Raw genomic sequence first — 12,242 nt, forward strand, 5'->3', positions numbered from 1 at the left:
TAGTTGCAAACGATCGACTGGGACGACGGACTGTTGTCACCGGTCATTGTTTGTCTGGTCAAGGAAGTGAAAGTATTGAACTCTCCAAGTTTAAATTCATTAATGAAACTTGAAACCGCTGAAATTGAGTATAAGAAGTTGTATGTCGCCAATCCATATGACAATTTTAAGCCGGTTTCAACTTGGCAAGCTTTTGCGGATCAGTATCGAGCAAAGATGAAGAATCCTGTGAAATTTCCAGATCAACCACTTTCTGACATTCGTCCGCGGTTCTTCGAGAGTGAATTCTTTTCACAGACTGTGATTCATCCTGAGCAAAATGGCAATTCCAATTCCAAGCTGATCTATCCACCCCCATTTAAATTCTGAAATTGTTGTTTTTAAGCATTTGCGTTATCTGCCGATTATGGAACATACTTTGGAGTTCGTAAAAATCTCCTATGTCCTCAATGGGCATTGCAAGTTTTTCCTGAACGGTAAAACCTATGATTTGGAACAGGGAGACCTGGTCATTGTTCCCCCAAACCTCAAACAGGCGTTTTTCTGTAATGCTGACGACGATATTGTGGTTAACATTATTATGCGGCGATCATCGTTCGAGGATGCATTTTCTCCTCTGCTAATGGAGCAAAATGATATTTCCAACTTCTTTTTGAGAATGCTGTATCGTCGGGAGTTCTCTCAGTTGGTGTTGGTTCATTGTGATAATGACAAGGAGATTGAACACATCATTTTTGGCTTGTACATGGAGTCTCAAGCATCCATGCATGGATCTCAAATCATCCTGAACAGTTACGTCCTGTTGTTGTTCGGTCAGATTATTCGCAATCACGCTGACGATGCCACAATTCTTGAAGGCAACATTGACGAGCAGCCGGTTTCAAACATTATTCAGTATATTCGTGTCAACCGCAAAGATGTGAACTTGGAAAGTCTCGCTCAACATTTCAATTTGAGTGAAGGCTATATCAGTCGATTTATCAAACGGGAAACTGGGTATTCCTTCTCTCAGCTTCTCAGAGATATTAAAATGCGTGAGGCAGCAAAGTTACTGATCTCAACTAAGATGAGTATTGAAGAAATTATTGATAAGGTTGGCTACACCGATGTGAGTCATTTTTACAAGAACTTCAAGAAAATTTTTGGAGTGACGCCGGCCGAATATCGGCAAAAAGGGGTAGGTCATTAAAACCAAATTGGTTTTAACAGTGTGGTTGCTTGCCCAGAAGTTTATATTAAAGATATGGTACCGCTTTCAAAATAATTTGAAAAGTTATCATGATCACTTAGTATTTTGTTACGCCCTTATTGCATTAAGTCACTGTGTGCCAGCGTTCGCCTTACACCCCAAGTGCTGAAGCAGGTATGCGTCAAATAGGCCCAAGCCTTCGTGGCTTAGGCCTATTTGTGTTTCATAAATGAATTAGGGAATCCGTTCTCTAAAAGGCAATTGCTTAATCGGATTTCCAAATGGGTATTATCGGTTCATATAACGATAAATCATATACAGCACCAAGGCCACGATCAGCCCGATGCCAAGGAGCGGTTGTTCATTGAAGATGAAGTGAATAAAACGAATTGAGTGGACCCCATGGAGGCCCGCAATAAGAAAATTGAATAAATCCATAATTTTTCCGCTTCTTTCTAGTATACTTACAGTATGCATTCTTATTTTAGCCTAAAAGTGGCTGCGGGGAGGAAAAAATGACTATTGATTGGTCGATGGTATTTAATGTAATTGTCGTCATTAACGCAATTTTGGCGATCTTCACGGTATTTAGGGAGAAACGCGATATTGCCGCGATTTGGGCTTGGCTGTTAGTGCTGGTCTTTTTACCGCTGGTCGGCTTTATTGCTTATGCCTTTCTGGGTCGAAAATTACCTAAGAATCGGTTGTTTAAATTACATAAACACGTTCAGATGCAGTTAGATGAGCGACTTAACGAACAGCGAAAACAATTGGGCCATGATGAAAAGACACCGGCCGATGAAGTCGTTACCGAGGCCAAGACCGCTGTTGATATGTTCATGACAACCGATCACGCTTTTTTGTCTCGTCAAAATAAAGTTCATATTTTTACTGACGGCAACAGCTTATTTCATAAAGTCATCGGTGACATTGAAGCTGCCAAAAAGAGTATTCATATTGAATTCTATACTTTTTACAATGATCAGATCGGAAATGAAATTTTAAACCTGTTAGTTAAAAAAGCCCATGAAGGCGTTGAAGTCCGGGTGATTTATGATTCCTGGGGCTCGATGGGCACAACCCGGAAGTTCTTCCAGCCTCTGGTTGATGCCGGTGGCAAGGCCTTTCCATTCTTGAACACCCGCTCAGTTCTCTTGGATTTCCGGATTAACTTCCGTGATCACAGAAAGATTATTGTCATTGACGGAACTATTGGCTATACTGGTGGCTTCAACATTGGTGACCAGTATTTGGGCCGCAAGAAAAAATTCGGCAATTGGCGGGATACCCACATTCGCATTATTGGGTCGGGGGTCTTCGGACTACAAGCCCGGTTCATTCTGGATTGGAACGCCACCAGTCCCCGGGATCAAATCGATGAGGATCAAGTTGAACCCAAATACTTCCCGGTTACGACTACTAAAGGAAATGTCAATATGCAGATTGTCTCCAGCGGACCGGATTCGGATTTGCAACAGATCAAAATGGGTTATATTAAGCTGATTACCATGGCCAAAGATTACTGTTGGATTCAATCTCCCTACCTGATTCCAGACGATAGTATGATGGATGCCCTGCGGATTGCGGCTATGTCCGGCGTTGACGTGCGGATTATGGTGCCAAGCATGCCCGATCATCCATTTGTCTACCGGGCGACTCAGTATTATGCCCGCCAACTGGCTGAGGAAGGCGTTAAAATTTACTATTATGGCGATGGCTTCATTCATGCCAAAACGATGGTGATTGACGACAAGATTTCTTCGGTTGGTTCAGCGAACCTGGATTATCGCAGCTTTAAATTAAACTTTGAGATCAATGCGTTTATTTATGATCAGAAGTTCTCGGCCGATTTGCGTGACATCTTCTTAAATGATATTGATGTTAGTGAATTGCAGACCCCGGAAAAATTTGAGCAACAGTCGCTGTGGCTGAAGTTTAAGCAGACGTTTAGTAGGCTGCTGTCACCAATTTTGTAACATTTTGAAAGTGTAAGGTGGAATCAAATATGATACTAGAACGTAGTAATTTCATGGATGTTAAGCAGATTATGAAAGAGTTGGATAAATTGCCCATGAAAAGCGAGATTGGCGATCTCAAAGAATTAGCCCAAATCTACCAATTGCGGCACTCGGGGGTTAACGAGATTGGCACTAAGCTGGAGAACCTGGACGAAGAGTATTCAATGAATTATGACCATAACCCGATTCATCATATGGAAGAACGGATGAAAAGTGTCCGCAGTTTGGTGGGTAAAATTCAGCGAAAAGGCTATCCACTCAACATGGATACCATTCATCACAAAATTTTAGACGTTGGCGGCATTCGGGTGATTACCAACTACATCGATGACGTTTATCGGGTTGAAGACGCCCTGACTCAGCAATCCGATGTAACCTTGATCAAACGCAAGGACTACATCAAGGATCCCAAACCCAGTGGCTATCGCAGCCTGCATTTGGTGGTGTCGGTGCCGGTCTTTCAATCCAACGGTGTGTTTGATGTTCCAATCGAGGTTCAGTTAAGAACGATCGGGATGGATATGTGGGCCAGCTTGGAACACAAGTTACGTTATAAGACGGATGTCCCGGAAGAAAAAGTTGAACAGCACACCGGTAATCTCAAGGAATATGCCAGTGAATTATTCGACATTGAAAGCAAAATGCAGGAAATCTTCCGCGACTTGCAGGAATAATTTTGAAGACGGATTGGTTGTACCGCTAACTTATAAATTATATAATAATGGTGAAAGGTGAATGAACTAATCACCTGCAAGACAGACGAGGGATTTCCGAAAATAATGTAGGTACTAAGCCAGCGAGCTTAGATCCGAGTAGTCTGCCGTTCCACCCTGCAGAAGATATTTAAATGATACGAATACCGACCATGAATTGGTCAATGATTGGTTCGAATGCCTTTCAGACAACATGTTTCAGATAGGATCCGATCACCTAGAGGGTGGTTGGGTCCTATTTTTGAGAGTGGGGCACGAGGCGTTTTGATCGCAGAAGAGCCTTTTGTTTGATAACCAAATTGATAACCCTTACAATTTTATTAAACAATATGGGATATAGGGATAGGAGTGCTAGTGATGAAAGCATTTGGATACGATCATAACGGGGCTGCGGACGTTTTTGAAGAATACGAGGTGCCGACCCCGGAAATTTCCGACGATCAGATTTTGATTCAGACCAAGGCCTTTAACCTGAATAATTTTGAAAAATCGATGCGGGCTGGGGAATATAAGGCGACTACTCATCAGGTAATTCCTGGTCGGGATGTTGCCGGAACGGTTGCCAAGCTTGGTGCCAATGTGGATGGCTTCCAAGTTGGTGATCGAGTAGTTGCCCATGGCCATGGGGCTTACGCTGAATACGCTTATGCCACCGCTGCTCGAACCGTCAAGATTCCCGATGGGGTTTCGTTTGCGGAAGCTGCCGGGATTGTCACCCCAGGGATTACCGCCTACAAAGCAGTTTATTACTTTGGTGAAGTCAAGGCCGGCCAAACGGTGGTGGTTCGCGGTGCTTCAGGCGGCGTCGGTTCGCTGGCTGCGCAGTTAGCGCTTAATTTGGGCGCAACCGTCATCGGTATCGGTGCCAGCAAGAACGAAGCCTACGTTAAATCGCTGGGAGTTGACGAGTACGTCTCATATAACAAGCAGGACCCGGCACTGGTTCTCGCCAACCGGGCAGACGTGGTGATCAATTCGGCCTTGAATGGTGCCGATAGTGACAGCGATGCCCGGATTGTGAAAGAAAATGGCATCATCACAACGGTTGGCGGGGATGAGCCGTTATCCAATAAGCAGTTCCAGTTCAAGCCGATTATGCCGACAAAGGCAATTTCGGATGCCGAAGCTTTGACCGCACTGTTGAAATTGATGGCAGAGAAGAAGCTCTCAATTCGAATTGGTTATGAACTGCCATTTACCGTCGCCGGTGTCATCCAAGGACACGAGTTATTGAGCAAAAAGCATGACGGCCGCATTATTGTGACGACTGAGACAAAATAAATCGATCTTAATATTGGCTCATCTGGGCCATTTAAACAAAGACAGCGGCTATTCCGAGAATGGGATAGCCGCTGTCTTTGCGTACATTATAAGTTCAAAAATCGGGTTGAACCAACTGGTTATTGATTCTGAAAGTCTTTACTATACTCGTCGACTGCCTTGATGGCCGCGAAGACGTCTTCCGGCGTAATGTCGGTTGGCATGCATTTCATCGTGTCGTTCTCATCGCAAGCTTGGGTAGCTACCTTCATCAGGTCCTCATCTGAAGCCGACTCTAAATGCAAATTGGCCAGAGTGGTCGGCAAGCCAAGTTTGAGGTCAAATTTCAGGAATTTCTCGAACCGGGCGTGATCACTGCCGTCTAAAATCAATTCGACCAATGTGCCATATGCCACCTTCTCACCATGGGTGAGGTGATGGATGTCGCCGGTCAAAGCGGTGAAGCCGTTGTGAATGGCGTGAGCAGCTGCCAGGCCGCCGCTTTCGAAGCCCAAACCACTGAGAAGGGTGTTGGCCTCAACGATGTGGTCCAAAGCTGGCGTGGCGACGTGGGCCTTGTTAGCGGCAATCGCTAGGTCGGCGTATTCAAACAAATTATCCTCACAGGCTTGGCCAATCGCGCCGGCAACGATGGTTTGCTTGGCGCCCAACATGTTATCGGCATTGGCAGCACGAACGTCGGTGGCTTCAACGTTTGTGGCCAACGCATCGGCGATTCCGGAAATCAGTAGGTGAACCGGACCGCCAGCGATGACCTTGGTGTCGAGGAGGACAATTTCGGGATTCTTCTTGTAAAAGCGGTAATGGTCGAACGCCCCATCATCGGTATAGATAACTGACAATCGTGAGCAGGGGGCATCTGTTGACGCGATGGTTGGGGCGATCATCGCAGCAATGTCGAGGTTGTCGGCAATTGCCTTGGCTGAGTCGGCAGTCTTCCCACCGCCTAAACCAATGATGATCTGGTCTTGGTTGGATTTACCAATCTCAGTCACCCGATTAATTTCGGATTCGGAAGCCTCACCCTCGAACTGGGCAAGGGTGACGTCGAAGCCATTATTTTGAAGATAATCGTTAAAGTCGTTACCAACAATTTTTAACACTGTCGGATCAGACAGCAAGAGAACTTTTTTGCCATACTTTTCAATATATCCGGCGCTCTTGAACAGCTCGCCGGGACCTTGGATATAGGTGTTGGGACTTGCAAATAATTCTGTCATGATGGAACCTCCTAAATAAAAATTGTGATTATATTCACAACTATATTTTAAGATATTTTGGACAGGAGGTAAACGATTCGGTTATCTAAAAAACCGCAACCAGAATTTCTGATTGCGGTTTTCATATTTACTTATTCAAATCATATCTCAAACTGATGATGTAAACCAACACAGCACCAATCGTCATAGTCACAAACTCACCGATGGCAGTGGTCAGATATGCACCCCAGAAGGTCGGCCAAAAGGCGGTGTTTCCGAGATAAGCAATTTCTGCAGCCACGATGAACATGTAAAAGGTTCCGATCAAAACGGATGCAACCAGCTTCAATGGCAGTGACTTGATGAACCGGGTGACGATGTTGATGGTCAACAGCGCAATCAGCGTTTCACCAGTTCCGACAACCATATCCAGTGGTCCGAGTGACGACATCATATTCGAAATGAAGCATCCCAGCGTGATCGCCACAACGTAACGCTTATTGAAGACAGCAAGGTTATTCAAACCTTCTGAAAAGCGGAATTGAATTGGGCCAAAACTCAAGGCTGCAAAGACCATCGTGATCACGATGTAGAGTGCAGATACAACAGCGGCTTTCGTGAGGTCACGAACGTTGCTGATGCCAAACAAATTAGTCTTAGAATTCATAACAAATTCCTTCCTTGTTAAATATTCAGTTGTTAAACAACCTTTATACCTTACCGCTTTTGGGGTGTGAGGTCAAAATGGGTTTGGCCCGAAGAGTTGAATTTGGCGCAAGAGAATATGTTTGTCAGATTCTTTAAGTGTTTCTTTCAGACCTTGTCGCGCTCTAATTGTTGAGTATCCAAAGGAAGATCACAAACACAACTGCCAATCCATACATCATGGCGCTGACTTCTTTGCCACGACGAGCGGCGATCATCGTGATTGGGTAGGTAATAAATCCAAGGGCAATCCCATCGGCGATACTGTAGGTTAATGGCATGCCGACAAGTGTGATGAATGCTGGGGCGGCAATTTCAAATTGTTCCCAGTGAACACTCTTCAGTGCTTGAGCCATCAAAATACCAACGATAATCAAGGCTGGTGCCGTTACTTGGCTGGTGATAACGGTCAATAATGGTGAGAAGAAAGTACCTAAAATGAACAGAATTCCCACGATGACGGCAGTAAATCCAGTTCGACCACCAACGGCGATTCCGGCTGAAGATTCAACGAATGCGCCCATTGGGGAAGTTCCCAGAACAGATCCAACTAACATGGTTGAAGAATCAGCAATTAATGCGTGACCGATTCGAGGAATTTTGTTATTCTTGATAAATCCGGCTTGTTCAGCCAAGCCAACCAACGTACCGGCGGTATCAAAGAAGGTTACCAGCAGGAACGTTAAGACGACCACGACTAACTGAACCGAGTTGATATCACCAATGTGTGACAAGGCAACACCAAAAGTTGGTTTTAAGCTGGGAATCGAAGAAACCCATTGATGTGGTAATGGAATCAACCCGGTCACCATTCCAAGAATGGCATTTAATACCATTCCGATGAAGATGGCACCTGGAATCCGCATGCTCATCAAAACGACGGTGATTAACAGACCGAAGATCGTCAGCCAAGTTGTCCCGACGTGTAACGATCCTAGGCTCACCAAGGTGTCTTTGTTGGCAGTGACCAAGCCACCGTCGCTCAGCCCGATAAAGGCAATGAATAAACCAATCCCACCACCGATGGCAGCTTTCAAGTCAGCTGGAATGGAATCGATGATTTTTTCACGCAGCTTCAAAGCGGTCAAAATCATGAAAATAACTGAGGCAACGAAGACCCCGGCTAAAGCAGTCTGCCATGAAACCTTCATGCCAATCACAACTGAGTAGGCAAAGAAGGCATTGATCCCCAGACTGGCAGAAATCGCAATTGGGTAGTTGGCAATGAAGCCCATCATGAAACAGCCAAATGCGGAAGCAAGGGCAGTCGCGGTGAAGACGGCCCCTTTGTCCATCCCACTGACTCCAAGAACGTTAGGGTTAACGAACAAGATGTAAACCATTGAAACAAACGTCGTAATTCCGGCGATAATTTCTTTACGGAAATTCGTATTTCGTTCATCAAACTCGAAATACTTGGCAATTGAATTTAACATATAATAGCTCCTTCTATCGTTCGTGTATGAATAAAAAATTACATATTTATTTTAGCATTATCATTAAAAGGGTTCAATAAACGAATTAAATTAATAAAAAGCAATAAAATGTTTACCGTTATGCCTGAATGTTTATGTAACTGGTTACACCAATTTCCTAGTAAAAAACTGCTCGCGACATTCATCGTGAGCAGTTAATAAAAATCAATATTTTGAGTTGGATTATTAAGCAGTGCCAATCATCACGCCCCAGTCAGGACTTCTCAAGCCATGATGAATTATTGTGCTGTATAACCACCGTCAACGACGAACTCGGAACCAGTCGAGAATGATGATTCATCCGAAGCCAGATACAAGGCCATGTTGGCAATTTCCTTTGGATCTGCCAGTCGTTTCATCGGGTGAAGGCTCTCGAGTTTTTGTCTGAGTTCAGGGTAGGAATCAACCATTGGTGTGTGGGCATACCCTGGGTGAATCGAGTTAACCCGGATTGGATAATCCTTCTCAGCAGCGTATAGCGCAGCCGACTTCGTGATGAGTCGAACACCACCTTTGGCTGCATTGTAGGAATAAAGGTTGCTGATCCCGATCAGGCTGGCAATTGATGCCAGGTTGATGATCGATCCGCCTTTTTCCTTCATATACTTGATGCCATACTTAACTCCAAGCATGACACCATCCAGGTCAACCGATAAAATCTTGTGCCATTGATCCATGTCGACGTTTTCAGCATCGTCAAAAATTAAGATACCGGCGTTGTTCAACAGAACATTGACTGGGCCAAACTGGTCAATCGTCTTTTGGAAAACCGGATCCCAGTCGGCTTCTTTGGAAACATCTTGTTGAACAAAAATCGCCTTGTCCTTGCCAATTTCATTTAAAGCTTGTTCAGCCTTGGAATCATTGACATCGGTAATGGTTACCTTGGAACCTTCTTGGACAAATAATTTGGCAGCTGCCAAACCAAAGCCACTAACACCACCAGTAATAATTGCAACTTTTCCATCTAAACGGTTCATAAAGGAGGCCCCCTCATAACTTAATTGTAAGCGCTCTCCGATCCAACTTGAGTATACCATTTGTCGTTAAGCGGGGGTCACAAATGCATTTTAAAAAAATTCTATATCAAGGCCTGACCATTGAAGCGGTTTGCAAAGAAATTTGCGCTAAACATTGGTGGCCTCGATGTCTGTTTAGATGTGGATTAGAATCTAAATGCGTTATCAATCGTATTGTATTCCTGATCCGACAGGGCAACGTTCATTGCTTTGGCATTGCTGCGGACTTGCTCTGGCGTTTTGGCACCGGGGATGACGACGCTGATGTCAGGATTCTTGATGTACCAAGCTAAGACAACCTGGGCAATCGTGGCATCGTGGTTGTCTGCAATTGGTTGGAGGTTCTTGACTGACTCTGTGATGGCGTGGAAGCGGCTGCCAGAAAAATTGGGGTCGCCGCTTCGAAGGTCATCTTCAGGAAAATTAACCGGACTACCATCGTATTTACCAGTTAGCAGACCGGATGCCAGCGGGAAGAATGGCACAAATGAAATCTGTTCTTGCTCCAGATACGGGAACAGCTCTTTTTCGGCATCGCGATGAACCAGGCTATACTGGTCTTCCACAATATCAACATCGTGATTCTGGTTAGCTTCTTTGAGTTGTTCCAGCGAGAAGTTGGAAACGCCAATCGCTTTGATGAGTCCTTGCTTTTTCAGCTCGGCTAACTTGCCGATGGCTTCTGCTTTCGGTGTTTGATCATCGGGGAAGTGAATGTAAAAGATGTCGAGGTAATCGGTATTCAACCGTTTGAGGCTGTCCTTCACAAATTTCTCAAGATCAGCGGGTCGGTTACTGATGGTGACCTGATCGCCGTTCACAATTTGGGCGCCTTTGGTAGCCACAACGACTTTTGAGCGGTCATAGTCTTTAAGCACCTTGCCGATTAATTCTTCAGAGCGGCCGAAGCCATAGGCAAATGCGGTATCCAGCATGGTGATGCCACTATCCAATGCCGCCCGAACGGAATTCATGCCGGCCTGTTCGTCCAAATTAGGAAACAGGTTGTGACCGCCGACAGCGTTGGTTCCAAAGCCTAACGGGGTGCTGACAACGTCTGATTGACCAATTTTAACTTTTTGGGACATTTTTACGTCCTCCTTTGATTTTCCATTGTTATTATGGTACACATTAATTATGGTCCATTATGCACAATTTGAAAAACATTTAGATTAGGAAGCCACCGATTTGAAAAAATTATTAATCATTAATCAAAATAGCCCCGTGGTGCCGCCACTAAACGCGTTACTTAAGCAACGCTCCGACATTTCTGTCGAGGTCTATTCGGGTAATTTGGAATCAGCAAGTGACTATGCTCAAGCCTTGCCGAATACCAACCTGCTTTTCATCGCCGTTGGTCCCAACGACGCCGACCTTTATGTGGAAGCGCTCTTTGAGGCGGTCGATGAGGTTCAGCCGCCAATCAGTGATATTGTGATGCTCTCATACGCCGGTGTTGATGACGAGTTGAGTGAGTCGGTCACTTATGCTGGCGTGAAAGACCCCCAAGAATTTATAAAACAGCAAAGATATGCCATCAAGATTGTCGACGAATCCGAAATTGCGTATTCTATAATTAGAATGGGTCAATTAAAGGACCAGCAGGCCAGCGACTATGAACTGTTTAATGAAGGAACGCCGATGCCGGCTAAAACGGTATCTCCAAAAGCGGTTGCTAAGCTGGCTTATGAAATGCTGATCAAGCAAAAATTAATGAATCATTCAATTGGAATTATTGATCAAACACCGATGGGAGGGCGATAAAATGGCAATTAAACTGGAAGCAGAACAAATTGAACAGCTAAAAAATCAGTTGGAAGAAGCAAATCGCAATTCCCACTTCGTCATCATTTCTGCGGTCTCGAAGAAAGAACACAGTGGCGTCAATATGGTGACCGACTGGAATAACTTTTTGAATATGAAATCCACAAATGGCGATAATTTCGACTTTCACGTCATTCGGGACATTCTGCCGATTACCACCAACCTGGTTTATTGGGCGGTTGCCCAGCAGAATCTCCACGCTGTAACGGCTCAGGGAGATCAGGATGATCAGGCAGTCGATGATTTGGAGTTTTATACCAATAAGGTGATGGAAGAAAATAAGGTGCGGGCTTAGGTTCTTTGCATCGATACCATTATTAAAGGAGGCAACCGTGTTGGCTGCCTCCTTTGATGTATTTTGGTTTGTGGTGTGTGACTGTTAGTTGGCAAAGGTGTGTTCCGACGGGCCAGATTGTTTCGCTTTATCTAATAATGAGTCTTGAGGCAAAGAGCGCATCAAAGTTTGGAGCTTTACTCTTATTTAGTGGAAATGTGCTACACAAGCCAGCTTCGTCCGCTTAATTCGATAACCAGTTTCGATGCGAAATACGCATCAAAACTGGTTATCAAATTAATGCTCCGAAGCTAACCGGCTTGTTTCGCACTCTGTTCTTTATGTACACCCAGTTTTCACCGGGCGTTATTAGGAGTAGGGCCTATCAGTATTTGAACTTGAAAGATATATTGGGGGTAGATCGTAAATTCTTGCTTCCGATACTTAATCGTGGAATGCACTGGTAGGCTCTCTAACAAGATCAATGCAAGCATAAAGCTTTCATTTAGGTCAAATAGATGGATGTAAGATACATCCAACCCTCA

At 44.6% G+C, this 12,242-nt stretch carries 12 protein-coding genes; 7 read left to right on the forward strand and 5 right to left on the reverse strand.

Translation table 11 applies throughout. From position 1 onward, the window contains the following. The first annotated feature begins 3 nt into the window (after positions 1-3). From KE627_RS12325 to KE627_RS06840, 5 genes are all read left to right on the forward strand, one after another. Complete coding sequence (locus KE627_RS12325) at positions 4-369, forward strand: hypothetical protein (protein WP_249291324.1); 366 nt, start codon at positions 4-6, stop codon at positions 367-369. Positions 370-406: 37 nt separating this feature from the next. Beyond that, the gene (locus KE627_RS06825) at positions 407-1,189 is read left to right on the forward strand and encodes an AraC family transcriptional regulator (protein ID WP_225427173.1); all 783 of its coding nucleotides are present in this window, start codon (positions 407-409) and stop codon (positions 1,187-1,189) included. A gap of 515 nt (positions 1,190-1,704) precedes the next feature. Then, positions 1,705-3,165, forward strand: coding sequence for a cardiolipin synthase (gene cls, locus KE627_RS06830; RefSeq protein ID WP_013728963.1), 1,461 nt, complete (start codon positions 1,705-1,707; stop codon positions 3,163-3,165). A gap of 29 nt (positions 3,166-3,194) precedes the next feature. Continuing rightward, on the forward strand, positions 3,195-3,881 hold the full coding sequence (locus tag KE627_RS06835) for a GTP pyrophosphokinase (protein ID WP_013728962.1): 687 nt from the start codon (positions 3,195-3,197) through the stop codon (positions 3,879-3,881). A 396-nt stretch (positions 3,882-4,277) separates the two neighbouring features. Next, positions 4,278-5,201: an NADP-dependent oxidoreductase gene (locus tag KE627_RS06840; RefSeq protein ID WP_013728961.1), complete on the forward strand. Its 924-nt coding sequence runs from the start codon at positions 4,278-4,280 to the stop codon at positions 5,199-5,201. A gap of 119 nt (positions 5,202-5,320) precedes the next feature. Here the strand turns inward: KE627_RS06840 and KE627_RS06845 are convergent, their stop codons facing one another. From KE627_RS06845 to KE627_RS06865, 5 genes are all read right to left on the reverse strand, one after another. After that, complete coding sequence (locus KE627_RS06845; RefSeq protein WP_056938922.1) at positions 5,321-6,421, reverse strand: glycerol dehydrogenase; 1,101 nt, start codon at positions 6,419-6,421, stop codon at positions 5,321-5,323. Between the two features lie 127 nt (positions 6,422-6,548). Then, complete coding sequence (locus tag KE627_RS06850) at positions 6,549-7,067, reverse strand: QueT transporter family protein (RefSeq protein WP_013728959.1); 519 nt, start codon at positions 7,065-7,067, stop codon at positions 6,549-6,551. A gap of 163 nt (positions 7,068-7,230) precedes the next feature. Beyond that, the gene (locus tag KE627_RS06855) at positions 7,231-8,541 is read right to left on the reverse strand and encodes an NCS2 family permease (protein WP_013728958.1); all 1,311 of its coding nucleotides are present in this window, start codon (positions 8,539-8,541) and stop codon (positions 7,231-7,233) included. A 278-nt stretch (positions 8,542-8,819) separates the two neighbouring features. After that, positions 8,820-9,560: a glucose 1-dehydrogenase gene (locus tag KE627_RS06860; RefSeq protein ID WP_056938924.1), complete on the reverse strand. Its 741-nt coding sequence runs from the start codon at positions 9,558-9,560 to the stop codon at positions 8,820-8,822. A gap of 185 nt (positions 9,561-9,745) precedes the next feature. Then, the gene (locus KE627_RS06865; RefSeq protein WP_013728956.1) at positions 9,746-10,687 is read right to left on the reverse strand and encodes an aldo/keto reductase; all 942 of its coding nucleotides are present in this window, start codon (positions 10,685-10,687) and stop codon (positions 9,746-9,748) included. A 100-nt stretch (positions 10,688-10,787) separates the two neighbouring features. On the opposite strand from KE627_RS06865, the gene KE627_RS06870 reads away from it, so the two are divergent. Both KE627_RS06870 and KE627_RS06875 read left to right on the forward strand, forming a co-directional pair. Continuing rightward, positions 10,788-11,363, forward strand: a complete 576-nt coding sequence (locus KE627_RS06870) for an SDR family oxidoreductase (RefSeq protein ID WP_013728955.1) — start codon at positions 10,788-10,790, stop codon at positions 11,361-11,363. Position 11,364: 1 nt separating this feature from the next. After that, positions 11,365-11,718, forward strand: coding sequence for a hypothetical protein (locus KE627_RS06875; protein ID WP_013728954.1), 354 nt, complete (start codon positions 11,365-11,367; stop codon positions 11,716-11,718). The last annotated feature ends 524 nt before the right edge of the window (positions 11,719-12,242 follow it).

This window comes from Lentilactobacillus buchneri, assembly GCF_018314255.1.
Taxonomy (GTDB): Bacteria; Bacillota; Bacilli; order Lactobacillales; family Lactobacillaceae; genus Lentilactobacillus; species Lentilactobacillus buchneri.

Bases quoted from the DNA above. Each gene is read 5' to 3' on its own strand.
- KE627_RS06825 (WP_225427173.1), top strand. From the start codon at position 407: ATGGAACATACTTTGGAGTTCGTAAAAATCTCCTATGTCCTCAATGGG.
- cls (WP_013728963.1), top strand. From the start codon at position 1,705: ATGACTATTGATTGGTCGATGGTATTTAATGTAATTGTCGTCATTAAC.
- KE627_RS06835 (WP_013728962.1), top strand. From the start codon at position 3,195: ATGATACTAGAACGTAGTAATTTCATGGATGTTAAGCAGATTATGAAA.
- KE627_RS06840 (WP_013728961.1), top strand. From the start codon at position 4,278: ATGAAAGCATTTGGATACGATCATAACGGGGCTGCGGACGTTTTTGAA.
- KE627_RS06845 (WP_056938922.1), bottom strand. From the start codon at position 6,421: ATGACAGAATTATTTGCAAGTCCCAACACCTATATCCAAGGTCCCGGC.
- KE627_RS06850 (WP_013728959.1), bottom strand. From the start codon at position 7,067: ATGAATTCTAAGACTAATTTGTTTGGCATCAGCAACGTTCGTGACCTC.
- KE627_RS06855 (WP_013728958.1), bottom strand. From the start codon at position 8,541: ATGTTAAATTCAATTGCCAAGTATTTCGAGTTTGATGAACGAAATACG.
- KE627_RS06860 (WP_056938924.1), bottom strand. From the start codon at position 9,560: ATGAACCGTTTAGATGGAAAAGTTGCAATTATTACTGGTGGTGTTAGT.
- KE627_RS06865 (WP_013728956.1), bottom strand. From the start codon at position 10,687: ATGTCCCAAAAAGTTAAAATTGGTCAATCAGACGTTGTCAGCACCCCG.
- KE627_RS06875 (WP_013728954.1), top strand. From the start codon at position 11,365: ATGGCAATTAAACTGGAAGCAGAACAAATTGAACAGCTAAAAAATCAG.